The organism is Duganella sp. GW822-FHT06D06, from assembly GCF_058799615.1.
The window spans coordinates 182,243-199,887 of the sequence record NZ_JBXALQ010000006.1 but is presented as its reverse complement, the minus strand read 5'-3'; the positions used below and the strand labels follow the sequence as shown (position 1 = coordinate 199,887).

The 17,645-nt window shown below is 63.2% G+C and carries 15 protein-coding genes; 2 read left to right on the top strand and 13 right to left on the bottom strand.

Annotated elements, in window-relative coordinates; translation table 11 throughout:
* Positions 1–5 precede the first annotated feature (5 nt).
* The 8 genes from AC1RMD_RS13605 to AC1RMD_RS13570 form a co-directional block, all read right to left on the bottom strand.
* Positions 6–779 carry a GNAT family N-acetyltransferase gene (locus AC1RMD_RS13605; RefSeq protein WP_492927143.1) on the bottom strand — a complete coding sequence of 258 codons (774 nt, stop codon included), beginning with the start codon at positions 777–779 and terminating at the stop codon, positions 6–8.
* Between the two features lie 107 nt (positions 780–886).
* Entirely contained in the window at positions 887–1,510 is a 624-nt protein-coding gene (locus AC1RMD_RS13600) for a hypothetical protein (RefSeq protein ID WP_492927142.1), read from the bottom strand.
* Between the two features lie 64 nt (positions 1,511–1,574).
* Positions 1,575–1,952 (bottom strand): response regulator, encoded by a 378-nt coding sequence (locus tag AC1RMD_RS13595; RefSeq protein WP_492927141.1) that lies wholly within the window; start codon positions 1,950–1,952, stop codon positions 1,575–1,577.
* On the bottom strand, positions 1,949–4,591 hold the full coding sequence (locus AC1RMD_RS13590; RefSeq protein WP_492927140.1) for an ATP-binding protein: 2,643 nt from the start codon (positions 4,589–4,591) through the stop codon (positions 1,949–1,951). The genes AC1RMD_RS13595 and AC1RMD_RS13590 overlap by 4 nt, the downstream gene beginning before the upstream one ends.
* 13 nt (positions 4,592–4,604) lie before the next feature.
* Positions 4,605–5,396 (bottom strand): substrate-binding periplasmic protein, encoded by a 792-nt coding sequence (locus AC1RMD_RS13585; protein WP_492927139.1) that lies wholly within the window; start codon positions 5,394–5,396, stop codon positions 4,605–4,607.
* A 15-nt stretch (positions 5,397–5,411) separates the two neighbouring features.
* On the bottom strand, positions 5,412–6,866 hold the full coding sequence (locus tag AC1RMD_RS13580; protein WP_492927138.1) for a Ppx/GppA phosphatase family protein: 1,455 nt from the start codon (positions 6,864–6,866) through the stop codon (positions 5,412–5,414).
* A 123-nt stretch (positions 6,867–6,989) separates the two neighbouring features.
* Positions 6,990–8,165, bottom strand: coding sequence for a GGDEF domain-containing protein (locus AC1RMD_RS13575; RefSeq protein WP_492927137.1), 1,176 nt, complete (start codon positions 8,163–8,165; stop codon positions 6,990–6,992).
* A gap of 13 nt (positions 8,166–8,178) precedes the next feature.
* Positions 8,179–8,454 carry a hypothetical protein gene (locus tag AC1RMD_RS13570; protein ID WP_217943819.1) on the bottom strand — a complete coding sequence of 92 codons (276 nt, stop codon included), beginning with the start codon at positions 8,452–8,454 and terminating at the stop codon, positions 8,179–8,181.
* Positions 8,455–8,591: 137 nt separating this feature from the next.
* On the opposite strand from AC1RMD_RS13570, the gene AC1RMD_RS13565 reads away from it, so the two are divergent.
* Positions 8,592–9,341 carry a spermine/spermidine synthase domain-containing protein gene (locus tag AC1RMD_RS13565; protein WP_492927136.1) on the top strand — a complete coding sequence of 250 codons (750 nt, stop codon included), beginning with the start codon at positions 8,592–8,594 and terminating at the stop codon, positions 9,339–9,341.
* Positions 9,342–9,350: 9 nt separating this feature from the next.
* Here AC1RMD_RS13565 and AC1RMD_RS13560 read toward each other — a convergent pair whose 3' ends face one another.
* Together AC1RMD_RS13560 and AC1RMD_RS13555 are read right to left on the bottom strand one after the other, a co-directional pair.
* The gene (locus tag AC1RMD_RS13560; RefSeq protein WP_492927135.1) at positions 9,351–9,809 is read right to left on the bottom strand and encodes a Rid family hydrolase; all 459 of its coding nucleotides are present in this window, start codon (positions 9,807–9,809) and stop codon (positions 9,351–9,353) included.
* A gap of 21 nt (positions 9,810–9,830) precedes the next feature.
* A complete protein-coding gene (locus tag AC1RMD_RS13555) occupies positions 9,831–11,420 on the bottom strand; it encodes a flavin monoamine oxidase family protein (RefSeq protein ID WP_492927134.1) in 1,590 nt (529 codons plus the stop codon).
* 178 nt (positions 11,421–11,598) lie between these two features.
* Between AC1RMD_RS13555 and AC1RMD_RS13550 the strand changes: the two genes are divergently transcribed.
* Complete coding sequence (locus AC1RMD_RS13550; RefSeq protein ID WP_492927133.1) at positions 11,599–14,448, top strand: bifunctional diguanylate cyclase/phosphodiesterase; 2,850 nt, start codon at positions 11,599–11,601, stop codon at positions 14,446–14,448.
* A 77-nt stretch (positions 14,449–14,525) separates the two neighbouring features.
* Here AC1RMD_RS13550 and AC1RMD_RS13545 read toward each other — a convergent pair whose 3' ends face one another.
* From AC1RMD_RS13545 to AC1RMD_RS13535, 3 genes are read right to left on the bottom strand one after another with little or no spacing between them, the layout of a single operon-like run.
* Positions 14,526–14,792 carry a PAAR domain-containing protein gene (locus AC1RMD_RS13545; protein WP_492927132.1) on the bottom strand — a complete coding sequence of 89 codons (267 nt, stop codon included), beginning with the start codon at positions 14,790–14,792 and terminating at the stop codon, positions 14,526–14,528.
* A gap of 31 nt (positions 14,793–14,823) precedes the next feature.
* Positions 14,824–15,909 (bottom strand): T6SS immunity protein Tli4 family protein, encoded by a 1,086-nt coding sequence (locus AC1RMD_RS13540; protein ID WP_492927131.1) that lies wholly within the window; start codon positions 15,907–15,909, stop codon positions 14,824–14,826.
* 1 nt (position 15,910) lies between these two features.
* Positions 15,911–17,641 carry an esterase/lipase family protein gene (locus tag AC1RMD_RS13535; protein ID WP_492927130.1) on the bottom strand — a complete coding sequence of 577 codons (1,731 nt, stop codon included), beginning with the start codon at positions 17,639–17,641 and terminating at the stop codon, positions 15,911–15,913.
* Between the last annotated feature and the right edge of the window lie 4 nt (positions 17,642–17,645).

Sequence of the window (17,645 nt, the reverse complement as noted above, 5' to 3'; positions counted from 1 at the left end):
CTGCCTCAGGCAGCCAGCTGTTCGCCAGCCACGCCGTAGTGGCGGGCGTAGCGGCCGTCCAGGTTGGCCAGCGGCAGCAGCAGGAACAGGTCGGCGCTTTCGAAATCGGGATCCCAGGCCGGTTCGCCGCAAATCCAGGCGCCCGAACGCACGTAACCCTTCAGCAGCGGCGGTACTTGCGGCTTCTGGGCGGCTTCCAGTTTCGAGAACGGGAACGGCAGGTGCGGGGTCACGCGATACTCGGACGGCGCCAGGTGGGCGCCGATCAGCGACTGGTAGACGGCGACCGCATTGTGGCCGCCATCGGCCAGGCTGATGCTGGCGCAGCCGGCCAGGTAATCGCAGTTCTCGCGGCGCATGTATTCGGCCAGGCCGGACCACAGCAGCATGATGACGCTGCCGCCACGGTAGTCGGGATGGATGCAGGCACGGCCCGCCTCCACCATGCGGCCGCGCAGGTTGTTCAGGCGGCCCAGGTCGAACTCGCCCTCGGCGTAGACACGGCCCAGCTTGCGGGCGCGCGCAGCGCTCAGCAGGCGGTAGGTGCCCACCACCTTGAGCGTGCTCGAATCACGCACGATCAGGTGATCGCAGTGTTCGTCGAATTCGTCGCTGTCCAGTCCATCTTCGCGGACCAGCGAACTCAATCCCATTGTTTCGATGAACACCTTGTAGCGCAGGCGCTGTACCTCGCGCAGCTCTTCCGGTGTGCTTGCCATACTGAGTACCAGCTTACCGGACGCTGCCCGCACGTCGGCTTGTATGATCGAAGTTTGCATGCTTCATCCTTTCTGTGGGAGACGAAGCAAGCGTAACGGTCGAATACTTCAAGAAAATGACATCGTGGTGTCAGTTCCGTGACATGAGCCGAAGTGTTGTTTTTTAATTAGGCTTTCTTTGGACGGCCGGTCTTCAGTTGCGGCAGGCCTGCCAGCACATTTTGCAGCGTGGCAAGGTCGATCTGGCTGATCAGGGCCACGCCGATACGCAGCAATTCGCTCTTCTTGATTTCGAAACCGGCTTTCAGGCAGGCCTTCTTGACCTGGCCGAGCACCGCATATTCCTGCTCCGGCATGGTGAAGCTGTCGCGCACCAGTTTTTCCTTGCGGGTTTTGTCCTTGTTGGCATCCACCGGCGCCGGCTTGACTGCCGCGGCTTTAGGCGCTGGCTTGACGGCGGCCTTGGGCGCTGCCTTAGGGGCCGGCTTGGCGGCTGGCTTGGCGGCTGCTTTGGGCGCGGGCTTGGCGGCGGCCTTAGGTGCTGCTTTAGGTGCTGCTTTAGGTGCTGCTTTAGGTGCTGCTTTCGGCGCGGCCTTGGCGGCGGCTGGCTTGGCGGCGGCTTTAGGTACGGCCTTCGCTGCGACTGGCTTGGCGGCGGCTTTCGGCGCGGCTGGCTTGACCGCGGCCTTGGCCACCGGCTTGGCGGCAGCTTTGGCAGGCGCTTTCACAACAGGTTTTTTCGGCAGCACCGGTTCTTTACCATTCAGCACGCCATTGACAGACTTGTTCATACCAACTCCATTTATTAATCAACAATATAAACAATATATATCATTTACAGTTTTTTTGCTTGTCCTAGCGCAAATGCAGAGCGACGCGGGCAAACAAAACGTCGGGATTGACGGGTTTGCGTAAGAAATCTACAGCGCCCAAAGCCAGTCCCCTGGCCTCGTCCTCGGACTGGCTTTTAGCCGTCAGGAACAGCACCGGAATGGCACTGCTGTGCGCATCGGCCTTGAGCCGGCGGCAAGTCTCGAAGCCGTCCATGTCCGGCATCATGATGTCGAGCAGGATCAGGTCCACCGGCGAGGCCGCGACGATCTGCAGCGCCGTGGCGCCGCTGGTCGCGACCTTGGTGTTGTACTTGTCCTTCAGAAGATTGGACAGCAGCGTGATATTGTCCGGCGTGTCGTCGACAATCAGGATAGTCGGCCGGCTGATTTTTCCGTTCATGGCTTCTCCAGTTCTTGCACGACCGCCGCCAGCAGTTTTCCGGCGGCCTCGAATTCATAATGCATCATATGGCTGCCCAGACGGGTCATCGTCACCGGCGGCAGCAGCGTCGCCAGCGATGCCTGCACGCTGCCGAAATAATCCACGCTGTCGCCGCTGAAGTCCGCCAGCAGCGCGCACAGTTCGGCCAGCGCCAGTTGCGGATCGACCTGACCGGCATCGGCGCGCGGCGGCAGCGGCGGGATCGTCTTCATCGACACCCCCAGCCAGCGCGACAGCACGCCGTACAGGCGCTGCGGATCGACCGGTTTGGTGATGTAGTCCTGCATGCCCTCTTCCATGCAGCGCGCCTCCACGCCGGCCAGCGCGTGGGAGGTCAGCGCGACCACCGGCAGCTCGCTGAAACGGCTGTCCTGGCGCAGCAGGCGCGTGGCTTCGTGGCCGTTCATCACCGGCATGCCCAGGTCCATCAGCACCAGGTCGTAGCTGCCGGGAACGGCGGCCTGCAAGCGGTCCAGCGCCTCGCGGCCGTTGGCCACCACGTCGACCACGATGCCCTGCAACTCCAGCAGCTCCACCGTCACGTCCTGGTTGTCCGGGCTATCCTCGGCCAGCAGCACGCGCGCCGCCCGGCCCGGCGAAGCCTGCAGCATCAGGTCGCCCACCGGCCCCTGGTGCACGGCCGCCTGCACCGCCACCGCCGCCACGTCGGACAACGTGAACTGAAGCTCGAAATGGAAGCTCGCGCCCTGATCCGGCTCGCTCTCGACCTCGATGCGTCCGCCCATCAGTCGCACCAGTTGCTGCGAGATCGACAGTCCCAGTCCGGTGCCGCCGTAGTGGCGCGTGGTCGAACCGTTGGCCTGGCTGAAGGCGTGGAACAGCTTCGCCTTCTGCTGCTGGCTCATGCCGATGCCGGTGTCGCGCACCGTGAAGCGCAGCGTGGCCTTGCCTTCACTGGCGTCGATATGAGTGGCTACGCAGCGCAATTCCAGCTCGCCCTCGGCGGTGAACTTGACCGCGTTGTTGGCCAGGTTGACCAGCACCTGGCCCAGGCGCAGCGGGTCGCCCACCAGATAGCGCGGCACCTCGGGCGCGGTCGAGACCAGGTAGCGCAGGTGCTTGTCGGCGGCGCGCTGCGCCGTCACGCTGGAGACATGGGCCAGCACATCCTCCAATGCGAACGGGATCGCCTCCACCTCCAGCCGCCCCGCCTCGATCTTCGAGAAATCCAGGATGTCGTTGATGATGCCCAGCAGCGACAAGGCGGCGCGATGGATCTTGCTGATGTAGTCGTGCTGCTTGGGCGACATCTCGGTGCGCAGCGCCAGGTAGGCCATGCCGATCACGGCGCTCATCGGCGTGCGGATCTCGTGGCTCATATTGGCCAGGAACTCGGACTTGGCGATATTGGCCGCCTCCGCCGCCACGTTGGCGTTGACCAGCTTTTGCTCGCGCTCGCGGCGGTCGCTGATGTCGCGGATGAAGGCGCAGAACTCGTAGCTGTCCTGCCCTTCCGACCTGACCTGGGTGATCGCCAGCTCGATCGGGAACTCATCGCCGTTGCGGCGCAAGGCCACCACCTCGATGCGCGCATCGAGCACCGGGGCGGCGCCGCCGGCCAGGTAGCGCTGCATGCCGCGCCGGTGGTCGTAGCGGTAGCGCGCCGGGATGATGGTCTTGTCCAGCTCCAGCCCCAGCGCCTCGTCGCGGCTCCAGCCGAAGATCTGCTCGGCCTGCGCGTTCCAGCCGACGATGCGGCCCGCCAGGTCCATGCGCACCACCGCATCGAGCGCGGTGTCGAGGATGGTTTGCAGCTTGGCCTGGCTGTCGCCCAGCTGCTGCATGGAGCTGGTCAGCTCCCCGGTGCGGGCGGCGATGCGCAGTTCCAGGTCGCTGTTCAATTCGCGCAGTTCCTGCTCGGCGTCGCGCAGCCGGGTCAAGGTGTCGCGAAAGCGCAGCACGGCGCCGGACAGGCGGCCCACCTGGTCTTCGCGGCCGATGCCGGACAGCTTGATGTCGGTCTCGCCGCGCGTCAGCTTTTCCAGGCCGGTCTGGATGTCGGCGAACGGCCGCGCCGCGCGCCGCCCGACCACCAGGATCGACAGCACGATAGCCAGCGCCAGCAGCAGGTTGGCGGCCACCGTGTTGTAGATCTGGCGCCGCAGGTCCTGGTCGATCTGCTGGCGCGAGAAGGCCAGGTCGATCGAGCCGACCGGATAGCTGCGGCGGGCGTCGGTGAAGCTGATGTCGCGATGCACCTTGATCGCCGCCACCGGTTCGCGCAGCGGCGAGACATAGCTGGCCAGCTCCGCGCCGTTGGGCGCCAGCACCCGCAGCACCAGCACTTCCGGCGTGGCGCCGGAGGCGTCGACCACGCTGGAGACGGCCGCGCCGTTGATGTCGAACAGCGGCCGCGCCAGCGCCTGCGACAGCACCGCCGCCAGCCGTTCGGCGCGTTCGCGGACATTTTGTTCGGCCTCGCTCCTGAGCGTCTGCATCACGTAGGTGGTGTAGATGGCGGTGGACACGGCCACCGCCACGAAGATGCCAAAGCCCAGCCGCAGCAGGATGTTGCGGCGCCACGCGCGGCGCAGGCGCGCCAGCGGGCCGCCGCCGTTCAGCGCAGGATTGCGCACCGGATCCAGCGCATCAATGACGGACTCCTTCGGCCGCTGCCAGCTTGCGGTAGGCCGCGCTGTTGCGGGCGTCCTCGATGGCGTGCCAGATGCGCTCCGCCAGTTGCGGCCGCGCCGCCAGCATGCCGTGCGACAGGATCAGGAAATAGGGCTTTTCGATGATGGGGATGGGTAGCTCCTCCAGCTGCGGCGCCAACGGCCCGTTCATCAGGCCGTGGGCGTCGCTGCCGCCGATCGCCGCCGCCGCCACCCGGCCGGCGATCACTTTGCGCGCCAGTTCGTCGGCGCGCTGGCTGCCCTCGTCCACCTCGACATTCTGCGCGCGCAGCACGTCGCCCACCGAGTAGCCAAGCTGGAAGCCGATGGCGCCATCGAGGTTGCGGAAGCTCTTGCCGTCCCATTCGACCTTGCTGCCTTTTTTGCGCACCACGACGTAGCTATCGATATGCATGCGTTTGCTGGCGTCGACCTGCTGGCCGCCGGGGTATTCGCCCAGTTCGCGCCGGTCCGGCTTGTAGCTGACGGCGAAGGCGCCGTCGACGGCGTTGGCCTTGAGTTCGGCCAGGCAGCGTTTCCATGGAATGCTCTGGTAATCGAAGCGCAGGTCGAGCCGCTGTTCGACCATCTTGAGCAACGCGAAATTCAGGCCGCCACCCTGCTCGGTGCGCCATGGGCGCACGTCCTGCTGCTCGAAGCACAGGGTCACGGTTTCCTGCTTGCCGGCGGCGCCGGCCGGCGCCACCACCGACAACGCCAGCAACGCACAAACGCCCGTCCAGCTGCGATAGATGCGGTCCTTCGTCATAGCCCTCCCCAGAGTTTAGCCGATGGTGCGTATGCTGAAGTCTACCCCAACTTCATCCCATTGCTCCTGTTCCTTCTCCAGCCAGTAGGACAGGGTTGGATGGTCGCCTATCCATTCGCGGCGGATTTCCAGCTCGATGCGGTTTTTCATGCGCAGCTTGATCAGCGTGAAGTCGATGTCCATGCGCGAGTGCATGAACAGCACCGCCAGCCGCAGCGCCACCACCGCCTTGACGAAGTCCGGCTCCGCCAGCGCGTCGGCCACCTTGCGCAGGTTGCCCTTGTGGGCGGAGATCAGGCGCGCCATGGTCTTCTGCTCGCGCGCCGTGAAGCCCGGCAGGTCGGCGTTCTCGATCATGTAGGCGGCGTGCTTGTGGTAGCCGGTGTGCGACACCACCATGCCCATCTCGTGCAGCAGCGCGCTCCAGTACAGGTGGCGCGAGTACTGCTCGCCGGCCGGCTTGGTCTGCATGTACAGGGCCAGCGCGTCGTCGGCCACGCGGTTGGCGCGCCGCTCGTCGCAATGGAACCTGAGCAGGCAGGCCTGCACCGATTGTTCGCGGCGGTCACGCTTGGTCGAACGCAGGTGCAAGTCCCACATCACCCCCATGCGCAGGCCGGCCTCGATCGGGTTCACCACCGGGATATCCAGCTCGTGCACCAGGCCGATCAGGATCGCCAGGCCGCCGATGATGGTGCCGGCGCGGTCCGGGCGCAGGCCGGCCATCTCGATCCGGCTGACGTGACCGAATTCGATGAAGCGCTGTTTGAGCGCGTTGAGCGTGTCGATATTGACTTCGCGGCCGATGCCGTTCTTGACGATGATGTCGGCGATGGTGCGGGCGGTGCCGGAGGAGCCGTAGCACTGCTTCCAGAACTGCGGATGGTAAGGCGGCGCCGCGTCCTCGAAATGGCTGCGCGCCGACAGGATGGCCGCCTCGTAGGAGGCGGCGTCGACCCGGCCGCCGATGAAGAACGACAGGCTTTGCTTGACCGTGCCGACGCTGAACGATTCGACCCGTTCGATTTCCTGGCCGCGCCCCAGTATCAACTCGGTGGAGCCGCCGCCGATGTCGATCACCAGCCGCCGTTCGCCCGCCAGCGCCAGCGCGTTGGCCACGCCCATGTAGATCAGGCGCCCCTCCTCTTCGCCGGAGATGATTTCGATCGGATAGCCGATCGCCAGTTCGGCTTCGGGCAGGAAGGCGGCCGAATTGCGCGCCACCCGCATGGCCGACGTGGCCACCACGCGCACGCCATCGAGCTGGTAGGCGGCCAGCACGGTGCGGAAGTTTTTCAGGCAGGCCAGCGCGGTCTGCATGGCGGCGGGGGTCAGGTTGCCCTTGTCGTCCAGCCCTGCGGCCAGGCGGATCGGCTCGCGCACGGACTTCAGGACGCGGATCGCCTCCCCGTCATGCTTGCCGATGTGAAGGCGAAAACTGTTGGAACCCAGATCTACTGCTGCGTACATATTTGGAAGCCTCTCTCGGCAAACGGCAACGAAGGCTCGCGGGTGAATCAAACTAAACGATTTACATGATTATAATCACGATAGGCGCAGTTTGTTACCTGCTGATGACAGCGGTGTAGCAATTCAGGCTTCCAGCGTTCCGGCGCCGGTTTGCGCTTCGACCACGCGGTTGCGGCCGGCCTGCTTGGCCTGCTGCAGCGCCTCGTCGGCGCGCTTGAACAGGCTGACGGTGCTGTCGTCGGCGCGGATGGTGGTCACGCCCAGGCTGGCGGTCATGTTGATGACGGCTTTTTCCGCCTTCACCGGCTGCGCGGCGACGGCGTTGCGGATGCGTTCGGCCACCGTCAGCGCATCCTCCAGCGAGGTGCGCGGCAGCTGGATGGCGAATTCGGCGCCGCCCAGCCGGCCCATCAGGTCGCTGTCGCGCAGTTGTTTTTTGCAGACGTCGACCATGGCCTTGAGCACCAGGTCGCCCACCGGATGGCCGTAGTTGTCGTTGACGCGCTTGAAATGGTCGAGGTTCAGGACGATCAGCGAGGTCGGCATGCCGGGCCGGCGCGCCAGCGCGATCCACGGCGTCAGCGTCTGGTAGAAGCCGCGCCGGTTGGGCACGTCGGTCAGGGCGTCGACCACCTCCAGCCGCGCCAGCTCGGCCTGTTGCCGCTCACGGGTCAGCAGCAGGTAGCCGAAAGCGTTGCTCAGCATCATCAGGTACAGCGCGGCGATGCCGACGCCCTGGATGATGGCCGGGCTGACCCAGCCCCGGCCGTCCGGCAACAGCGCCGTCAGCAGGCCGCGCGCCATCACGGCCAGCGCCAGCAGCAGCGCGGACAGCACCAGGTAGCGCCGCAGCAAGCTGGCGGCGCTCCAGCCGCGGCCCAGCGCGGCGGCGCCGGCGATGAAGAAGAAACCGATGCTCAGCGAGGCGATGGCGATGCGTTCGGCGGCCGGCAGCTCCAGCAGCCAGGCGCCGGTGAACACGCCGATCGCCGCGCCCAGCGCCGGCAGCAGAAAGCGCCGCCACACGCGGCGCCCGGCCTGCTCCCACAGGGCCGAGGCGTCCAGCGCGAAGCCGGCGAACAGCAAGGCGTTGGCGAAGGGGATGGTCAGGAAGTCCGGCAGGGTGCCGCGCAGGAACAGCAGGCCCCAGGCCACGGCCTGGCACTGCTTGGCCATGCCCCAGGTGGCGGCGGCCGACGGCAGGCCGTCGCGGCGCCGCTGCTGCTCAAAAAAGAACAGCGCCGCGCACAGGCTCAGATTGCCCAGCGCCAGCGCCAGTACCAAGGTTTTTATATCCATGACCTGCGGCGGGTCAGACCTCGTGCTCGACGTTGGTGCTGCCGTCGCCCATCTTGCTGGCCCAGGCCTGGGAGAAATAGGCTTTCTCGTCGTCGGTCGGGGCGTCGTGCCAGAACACGATCAGCGTGCCCTTGTGGTCGTGCAGCTGGCTGACTTTTTCGATAAAGGCCGGCTTGCCGGCCACGTCGGCCAGCGCCGCCACGTAGCCATACACGCGCAGCAGGCGCTCCATGCGGTCAGGTTCGGTGAAGCTGTTGGTGGCGGTAAGCGTTGGGTGGTCTAAAAACATCGTCTCTGTCTCCAAGGGGGCCGCCGGGAGGGGCTGGCCTATGCTATCGCCAATGTACCTACAAATGTTGCTTCTGTAAATGCAATGTGGCTTACTGGCCGGCATGCTACTATAAATTGACCTTGCAAATCCACAATATGACCGTCCCCCCGTCTTCCCACCTGCCGCAAGTGCATACGCGCGGCGACAAGCGCTCGCTCGAATTCCAGCCCGGCATGGTCCAGAGCGAGATGCGGCTGTCGCGGCCGGACGAGCTGGTGCTCAGCTATGCGCGCGCGATGATGTGTTTCGTGCTGTTCCATCCCAGGCCGGAGCACATCGTCATGGTCGGACTGGGCGGCGGCTCGCTGGCCAAGTTCTGCTACCGCTACCTGCCGCACAGCCGCATCACCGTGCTCGAGCTGCGCGCCGACGTGATCGCGCTGCGCGAGCAGTTCGCCATACCGGGCGACAACGCGCGTTTCCGCATCATCCAGGCCGACGCCACCGAATACATGGCCGGCCTGGCCGGCGCCGCCGACGTGCTGCTGGTGGACGGCTTCGACGCCGAAGGCCTGCCGCCGGCGCTGGGCAGCGCCGCCTTCTACGCCGACTGCCGCCGCGCGCTGCGGCCCGGCGGCGTGATGGTGGCCAATATCTTCAGCTACGATCCGCAGTACGGCCCCATGCTGCGGCGCCTGCGCGAGACCTTCCAGGGCCGCATCTGCTGGTTCCGCGGCATCGCCGGCAACAACCGCATCCTGTTCGCGGTCAAGGGCGGCAAGCCGTCGCCGGCGCTGGCCATGCAGCAAAGGGTGGCGCGCAGCCACGGCCTCGGCTTCTCCCTGTTCAACCGGCTGCTGGCGCACTGGATCGTGCTGCGCCTGCGCTGGGGCGGCCCGGCTTGATCCAGCCGCCTATTTTTTGACCGGCAGGCCGCGCACCGCCACCACTTCGATCTCCACCAGCGCCTTGGGCACCACCAGCGCCGCCACCTGCACCGTGGCGCGGGCCGGCTTGTTGGGCTGGGCCGGCGTGCCGAAGTAATCCTTGTAGGCTTCGTTCATGCCGGCGAAATCCAGCTTGCCGGCGGCGTCCGCCACCAGGTAGACCCGCATCTGCACCACGTCGCCCATGCCCAGGCCCTGCTCGCGCAGCGTGGTCTCGAACTGCCTGAGCACGTCGGCCGTCTGCGCCTTGGTGTCGCCGTCGAACGACCTGGCCAACTTGCCCGAGACGTACAGCGTGTCGCCGGCCCACACGGCGCTGGCGATGCCGCTGTCGGCGCTCTGCAGGTGCTGGACTTTGAGCTGGGCGGCGGCCGGCAAGGCGACCAGCGCGGCCAGCAGCAGAGAAACGGCAGGGATCAATTTCATGTTCAACCTTTCAGGAAAAAATCAGGCGCGCACCCGCGCCGCCAATTGTTCGATCACGTGGTGGGCCGACAGCACCGCGCCCTCCTGCCACGAACTGAGGTAGCCCAGGTACTCGCCGGCGAAGTAGATCGGGCCGTCCGGCTGTTGCAGCAACTGGTAGACGGTGTCGTACTGCTCCGGCTTCCACTCGGCCCAGGAGCCCAGGCTGTACGGCACCTTGGGCCAGGCGATATTGACGCCGTCGCGCACCATGCGGCGGTAGCCGGGGTGGATCGCCTCGCCCGCCGCCAGCGCCTTCTCGATGCGCTCGGCCAGCGGGAACTGGCCCATGTCGTCGCCGGGAAAAGCGCCGAAGCTGTAGGAGCCGACCAGCACGCCGTCGGCCTGGCCGATACCTTGCGAGGGATAGAGGATTTGCGTGACGTCGCGGCTGGTCCACGACAGGCCGCCGTAGATGCCGTCGTCCTGCTCCCAGAAGCGGCGCGGCGCGTAGAAGGCGGTCTTGGCCGAGCGCGCATACTCGACCTCGGCGATGGCTTGCCGGTAGGCCGGCGCGAAATCGTTGGGGATGCCGCGCAACACCGACAGCGGCAGGGTGCAGATCACATAATCGCTGTCGATCACGGTGCGGGCGCCGCCGCCGCGACGGCAGACCACGCGCGCGCCCTGCGCCGTCTTGCGGATTTCGTCGACCAGCGTGTCGTAGCGGATCACCTGCCCTACCCGCTTGGCGAACGCCATCGGAAAGCGGTCCATGCCGCCCACCGGTTGCAGCATGGTGCCGGCCTGGTCGAAGTCTTCGGCGAAGGTCGCCTTGAACTGCCAGAAGTCGGCCCGCAACAGCTCGTCCAGCGGCAGCGGCGCGCGCACCGCGCCGTGCGGCCGGCCCGGCGCCGGCGTGGCGCTGTAGCCGCTGCGCGCGCTGCCGGTGTAACGGCCGTCGCGCTGCAAATCGCCGAAGCTGGCGATGGCGCCGAGCAGGCGCTCCCGATCTTGCCGGCTCAGTTCCTGGTCCAGCCTGCCGGTGGAGACAGCCTTGCCCAGCAGCTCGCCGAAATGGCCGCGCGTGTCGCCCAGCACCTGGCGCGCCTGCACCGGCTTGCCGCCGAAGGCGCCGTCGTCCTGCAGCAAGGCGGCGCGATCGTCGTTCATCATGATTTCCAGCGGCACGCCGAACTCGCGGCAATAGCCCAGCACCGCGCGGTGGTGGTGCGAGATGCGCGCCGGACCGGGATTGAGGTAGAGATGCGGCGCCTTGGGCCAGCGCGCCTGCTGCACGCCGTCGCTCTGCTCGAAACGGTCGCCGCCGCGGATGGTCCAGCTGCGGCCGCCGGGACGATGGCGCGCCTCCAGCACCGTGCACGCGAAACCGGCCTTGCCCAGCTGGTAGGCCGCCGTCAGCCCGGCCACGCCGGCGCCGAGGATGGCGACGCGCTTGCCCCTGCCCAGTCCGCCGGGCAGCGCCGGCGGCCCCCGGTAGGCCAGGTCCTCGCCCCAGGCCAGGCTGGCGCAGCCCAAGGCGTCGAGCGCGGCGAACGCGGCCGCGGCGCCGCCGCGACGGGCGATCTGCGCCAGAAAGCTGCGGCGGGTGACGACATGAGCGGCTTTCATGGTCGGTGCTCCTGCAGGGCCGGGGACATGGCAATATAACATCAATCCAGCCCCGGACCGTGGCTTGCATAAGACAATCTAACCAGTGCCAACGGCCCAAATAACTGTCGCAAAGGCATGAGTTATGACACACTAGATTCAACTGCAAGCCCTGCCGTCCCCACCCAGAAAGCGCCGCATGCCGCTGTTCCCCAAGCCACCGCCGTTCTCGCTGGCCGCGACGCTGACACTGGTCACCGGGATGGCGGTCACCGGCATGCTGTTCGTGGCGGTCAGCGCGCTGGAATACGGCAAGATGGAACTCAGTTTCCAGCAGCGCGCGCAGGTACGGGCGGCCGCCATCCGCCGCGGCCTGGACGACACACTGGAACTGGTCACCATCCTCAACGACCTGATCAAATCGGTGGGCCCGGTCAACCGCGAACAGTTCGGCGACTTCACCCGGCCGCTGCTGGCGCGTTATCCTTTTGTGCAAGCTTTCAACTACCACCGCGTGCTGAACGACGAAGAGGCAGGCCGTTATACGGCCGCGCTGCAAAACCAATATCCCGGCTACAGCATGTTCGACGGCGGCCACCTGCCGCTGTCGTCGCGGCCGCAGCATGCGATCGTCGACTATCTGGAACCGCTGCAAGGCAACGAGGCGGCGTTCGGACTGGACGTGATGTCGCTGGGGCCGATGTCCAACATCATCAACCAGGCCGTGGCGGCCGGCGCCATCATGGCCACGCCGCTGCTGCGGCTGCAACAGGAACGCGGCAACCAGAAGGGCTTCGTGCTGCTGATGCCGGTCTACCGCCCCGGCGCGCAAACGGCCACGGCGGCGCAGCGGCGCGCGGCCTGGATAGGCAATACCGGCGCCGTCATCCGTTCCACCGACCTGATCCACAAAATCCTGCATGGCGCCGACCTGCTGGACGACGCCTCGCTGGTGGTGCGGGTCTACGTCGGCGACGACGTCCGGCCGGACAACCTGATCTTCAGCCTCGGCCAGCCGGACGAGCAGACGGCGGCCGCCAAGCCCTTGCAGCGCTGGCTGGCCTTCGACTACCACGACCTCTACACCAGCACCTTCAGCGCGGCCGGCAAGGCCTGGCACGTGCAGGTGACGCCGCTGCCGCGGCCCTTCCTGGCCAGCCACCTGGGTTCGCTGTCGACCTCGATCGGCGGCCTGCTGTTCTCGCTGTTGACGGCGGCCTTCGTCAACTCGCTGGCGCGCCGCTCGGTGCGGGTGCAGGGGCTGGTCGAGGAGCGCACCCGCGCCCTGCAATTGAGCAATGAGCTGCTGAACGAAGACGTCGCCGCCCGCAAGCGCACCGAGGAGGCCTTGCAGGAAAGCGAGCTGCGCTTCCGCCGCCTGCTGGCGCTGTCGTCCGACTGGTATTGGGAGCAGGATGCGCAATTCCGCTTCACCAGCATCACCGGCGGCTTCTTCGACAAGGGCAAGCAGGACCCGGACAGCTTCATCGGCAAGACGCGCTGGGAACACCATCCGCAAATGTTGCAGGCGCGCTGGGGCCAGGACCATATCGCGCTGCTGGAAGCCCACCTGCCCTTCCTCAACTTCGACTACGCGCTGCCCGGCACCGACGGCCAGCAGCACTGGTTCAGCATCAGCGGCGAACCGCTGTTCGACAAGGACGGCGGGTTCAAGGGCTATCGCGGCACCGGCACCGACATCACCGAGCGCAAGCTGTCCGAGCAGCGCATCCACCACATCGCCCACCACGACGTGCTGACCGGCCTGCCCAACCGCGTGCTGCTGCAAGACCGGCTGACGCAGGCGGCCGCCTTCGCCAACCGCAGCGGCATCCCGCTGTGGGTGATGCTGATCGACCTCGACCGCTTCAAGTTCGTCAACGACAGCCTGGGCCACAAGGCCGGCGACCTGCTGCTCAAGACCGTGGCCCAACGGCTGCAGGACAGCGTGCGCGAGAGCGATACCGTGGCGCGCCTGTCCGGCGACGAATTCGTCGCCATCCTGACCGAATACCCGGACGAGGCGCTGTCGCTGGACATCACGCACCGCATCATGCGGGCGGTGGCGCAGCCGGTGCTGCTGGAGGGGAAGGAGTTCTTCGTCACCTGCTCGATCGGCGTGGCGATCTACGATCCGGACGGCACGCCGGCGCAGCGCCTGATCGAACACGCGGACATCGCCATGTACCGCGCCAAGAAGCTGGGCCGCAACAATACGCAGTTCTACCAGCCGGCCATGAACGAGGAAGCGCTGGAGCGGGTGCGCATCGAGACCGCGCTGCGCAGCGCGCTCGAGCGCGACGAGTTCGTGCTGCACTACCAGCCGCAGGTGGACCTGCGCAGCGGCCGCATCGTCGGCATGGAGGCGCTGATCCGCTGGCAGCATCCCGAGCTGGGCATGGTGACGCCCCACCGCTTCATTGGCCTGGCCGAGGAGACCGGCCTGATCGTGCCGATCGGCGCCTGGGTGCTGGCCACCGCCTGCGCGCAGGCCAAGGCCTGGCAGGATGCCGGGCATGGGCCGCTGCGGATCGCGGTCAACCTGTCGCCGCGCCAGTTCGGCGAGCCCAACCTGCTGGCGTCGATCGCGGAGGTGCTGGAGCAGACCGGCTTGCCGCCGTCCTGCCTGGACATCGAGCTGACCGAGGGCCTGTTCATGAACGACGTGGCGCTGGCGGTGGAGTTGCTGCACAAGCTCAAGGCGCTGGGGCTGGCCTTGTCGATCGACGATTTCGGCACGGGATACTCCAGCTTCTCCTACCTGCGCAAGTTCCCGATCGATGTGCTGAAGATAGACCGCTCCTTCGTCAGCGACATCGGCGCCGACGACGAGGCGGCCATCGTGGTGTCGATCATCGCGCTGGCGCACAACCTCAAGCTGCGGGTGATCGCGGAAGGCGTGGAGAGCGAGGCGCAGCTGGACTACCTGCGGCGCAACGGCTGCGATGAGATCCAGGGCTATTACTTCAGCCAGCCGGTGCCGGTGGCGGCCTTCGAGCAGATGCTGGTCGAGGGCAGGAATCTGCTGCCGCAGCCAATTGCAATATAAGAGCCTTGAATGTGACCGCAGGACATTGCTTTGAAAATTCCGTTCGGAACGATGAGCCACATAAAAATGGAACAAAGTCAACTCGACGAGAAAGTAGCGATCGTCGACATAAGCGTCGCACCGCACGAGGTCTTATCACCGTCATACGCTACCGCCTTGCCATTCACCGTATGAGTCGCGCTGCCACTCGCAACCGTGCAATTCTGATGGCCATTGATGGGGCAACTGCATTTGTCGCCAACGACGACGACAGATTTTCCCTCAACAGTAAAATGGGCGACGCTGCTGCTAAGGACACTGCCGCCGTGCGATGTAGGATCGCCGACGCGGATGACGTTTGGCATATAGACTTCCTCGACGTTAAACTAACACCCGTCACTGAGCAACTGTGGGGCGAACGCGGATGGATGTGGTGAGCCTATCCCATATGGCGACTGCTTCATCGTCACTGACGCTTGGCTTGGTCCCGCCGATACGGTTTTCTTTGACGCCGGTGTGGAACTCAATTTCGAGAACAGGCAACAATGAATTTTTAGGTTCGCCCTGACTCACAAATACGAACTCGTGCGACTCCCCTTCCTCTGCCTGCGCAGGCTTCCGCGCCAGCATTTCAAAGCCATGCCACTTGCCAATTTGACGCCGTCCACGACGAAGTGTTTTGATGTGCGAGTACCACGCTGCATTTCCCGAATGACTTGCTGTCTCCTCAGCTTGCCGCAACCGAGGTTCCAACGCATCGGACTCCACACGAACATTTTTCTTTGTGACAGAAAGCGAAAGGTGCACATCAGGGAATTCAGACAGCCTGACTCCTATGTTTAACGCCTCAGGACCTGAAATGTCGGAATCACTGACAAATCCAGCTTCAATGCATACGCCCGGTTGCGTAGGAATTTCAAGTTCCCCTCTTGAACGAAGCGATGCAGCAATAGCGTTTAGTCCACGTACGGTCGCGTCCCTTTTTGAAGAAATCGGATTAGCTTTTTGAATGAACAAATCACCGTTCACCTTTACATATGAGTCAATTCTATAGATGCGGCTACTTCCTTTGCTAACACCGAAGATGATTTTTTGACTCGGCATTGTCCCGTTGAGCATCTTACCTACGGAAGAGTCTTCATCGGCCAAGGGGCCACTCGCCCATGCCTTTTCCGCGTCCAGTTCGCTTAGCCGTTCGGCGACGATCATATCAATACTATCGCCCTTACCTGGATAGGCAGTGATTTGCCAAGGAAGATAAGTGGGGCCGTAAACTACTTCCGACTCCTGTGGAACATCTATCAGGAACCTGCCCACGCAAATCGTCTTGGTTTTTTCGAAAAGCTGATTAATGCGCGAAGATGTCGGTAGCATGTTATCTCCATTTGCTTTCTTTAGGAAAGTAAGAAAAAATAATGAAAATAGAAAGGCCGTAAAAATTAGAACTATGTTGCGATATGGAGCCTTGGTTAATTTAAGCATGTCAACTCCATTTCATCGTACTTATTATTCTACTTAAACTATATAGAGTTGATTGAACAGCACGCATATCGCTGTAGCTGGATTGGTGTTCATAGCCCTGTTGTTGAAAAACTCCTTGAAATTTTCCACTTTGAAGTTGATTTTCAGCTGAACGTAAAGGAACGGTTTGATCACCTGGGCCAGAGCTTTTACCCAACGAAACGCCAAGTGCACCCGGAATACTAGGAGAACCCGCTTCGACACCATCAATTGAATAGCCAATACTTGCTTCAGGGACCTCGCCAGTCTTATTTAATTCCAGGACGCCATGTCCACTGTCGGTAACAATAAGTAAATCTTGCCAACTGGCAGAATTTTTCTTCTTGTCCAAATTCCAAACCACCCGTTCCCAAGACTGCCTTGCCGGATCGGCTCCGTAATGGGCATAGCTAAGTGAGTGATACGCATCACGAATAGCATCATGAAACTCTTCCGCACCTCGTAATAAATCACATGTATTATCAAAACCACAGTCAGGAAGCTCAGCAGGATTAAGCCAATCCTCCCGCAGAAGATTGAACCACTTCCCACGTAATCTATAAATTTCACTGTACGGGTTGTTTGACTTTGGAAGACTATGCAATAGTGTTCCGTTCTGTCTTATCTCAAGCCATCCGTTTCCATAAACCTTATTCGGCAATAGTTCAAGACCGCCTTGTGCGTTACCCAGCACTGCAGTCACTTCCGAGCCGAAATTTCCCAGCACTTTAGGCGCAGGGTCAAGGCCGCCAAAAGCCTCTTCGAAACCGGAGCGCATGCGTTTATATGCGGCAGGTGCACCGATTGCCGGCATAACACCATGCACAATACCCAATACTTCAGCCCCCAAACCGCCCACTTTTGGATGGATCAATGCCCGTGCAACCAATCCACCCATCGAATGGGTCATCAATATTACTTTTTCACATTGATACGTCTGCGCCTGATATTTTTTAATTAGCTCTCTAATTCTTCCACTCAAAATTTTTGCCGAAATTCCACTAGATTGCAGCCAGTTGTAACCCATAGCATGGACAGGAAACCAGCAACCAGCGACGGCATCTTTATGCTCTTTCTCCACTAAAGCCTTTAATGCTGGCTGCGACACCGCTCCCCATTCCGTCGGATTTTTACCAAATATCTTGGCCCAATGAGTCGTAAGCCAAGGTTGATTGAACGCCTCTTCGCAAACTTCTAAAATTTCCCTATAGCTGCCAAAGTACACTTCGCCCCACCCTCGCTCTTTAGCTTTCATTTCTTTAGTTTTGGGGTTCGGTGCTCCAATTGGATCGTCAGTCAATAGCGGCGACTTGACTCCTGGGTTCAACTTGACTCTAATGTTTCCCAGGTCATGACGCTTCGCGGCCGTCTCTTTACTATCCCCTGTCGGGTTAGTCGTGGGATCATATATATCGACCTCTGTCTCCAATGGGTCGAGTTGGAGCTGTCTCCTTGCCGCGTTGGCATTGACCATTGCAAGGGCCTCTCCAGTACGATCTGGCCTCCAGGCGATATTGTTGGATTTTCTAAGCCTCGCTTGACGCTCCGCACTCATCCGAAGATTGGACCCCATAATTCCAGGCAGAAAGATGATGGGTATGACTTTCCTTGGTGGAACGCTCATCTTCTGCGGAAGCTGGTCCTCCTTCGGAGTACAGCATCCTTCTGCTCTGACGCCATTTATTCCCGCTTGGACACCTAATTGGTTTGGCATCTTG

Bases quoted from the DNA above. Each gene is read 5' to 3' on its own strand.
- AC1RMD_RS13605 (WP_492927143.1), bottom strand. From the start codon at position 779: ATGCAAACTTCGATCATACAAGCCGACGTGCGGGCAGCGTCCGGTAAG.
- AC1RMD_RS13600 (WP_492927142.1), bottom strand. From the start codon at position 1,510: ATGAACAAGTCTGTCAATGGCGTGCTGAATGGTAAAGAACCGGTGCTG.
- AC1RMD_RS13595 (WP_492927141.1), bottom strand. From the start codon at position 1,952: ATGAACGGAAAAATCAGCCGGCCGACTATCCTGATTGTCGACGACACG.
- AC1RMD_RS13585 (WP_492927139.1), bottom strand. From the start codon at position 5,396: ATGACGAAGGACCGCATCTATCGCAGCTGGACGGGCGTTTGTGCGTTG.
- AC1RMD_RS13580 (WP_492927138.1), bottom strand. From the start codon at position 6,866: ATGTACGCAGCAGTAGATCTGGGTTCCAACAGTTTTCGCCTTCACATC.
- AC1RMD_RS13575 (WP_492927137.1), bottom strand. From the start codon at position 8,165: ATGGATATAAAAACCTTGGTACTGGCGCTGGCGCTGGGCAATCTGAGC.
- AC1RMD_RS13570 (WP_217943819.1), bottom strand. From the start codon at position 8,454: ATGTTTTTAGACCACCCAACGCTTACCGCCACCAACAGCTTCACCGAA.
- AC1RMD_RS13565 (WP_492927136.1), top strand. From the start codon at position 8,592: ATGACCGTCCCCCCGTCTTCCCACCTGCCGCAAGTGCATACGCGCGGC.
- AC1RMD_RS13560 (WP_492927135.1), bottom strand. From the start codon at position 9,809: ATGAAATTGATCCCTGCCGTTTCTCTGCTGCTGGCCGCGCTGGTCGCC.
- AC1RMD_RS13555 (WP_492927134.1), bottom strand. From the start codon at position 11,420: ATGAAAGCCGCTCATGTCGTCACCCGCCGCAGCTTTCTGGCGCAGATC.
- AC1RMD_RS13550 (WP_492927133.1), top strand. From the start codon at position 11,599: ATGCCGCTGTTCCCCAAGCCACCGCCGTTCTCGCTGGCCGCGACGCTG.
- AC1RMD_RS13545 (WP_492927132.1), bottom strand. From the start codon at position 14,792: ATGCCAAACGTCATCCGCGTCGGCGATCCTACATCGCACGGCGGCAGT.
- AC1RMD_RS13540 (WP_492927131.1), bottom strand. From the start codon at position 15,909: ATGCTTAAATTAACCAAGGCTCCATATCGCAACATAGTTCTAATTTTT.
- AC1RMD_RS13535 (WP_492927130.1), bottom strand. From the start codon at position 17,641: ATGCCAAACCAATTAGGTGTCCAAGCGGGAATAAATGGCGTCAGAGCA.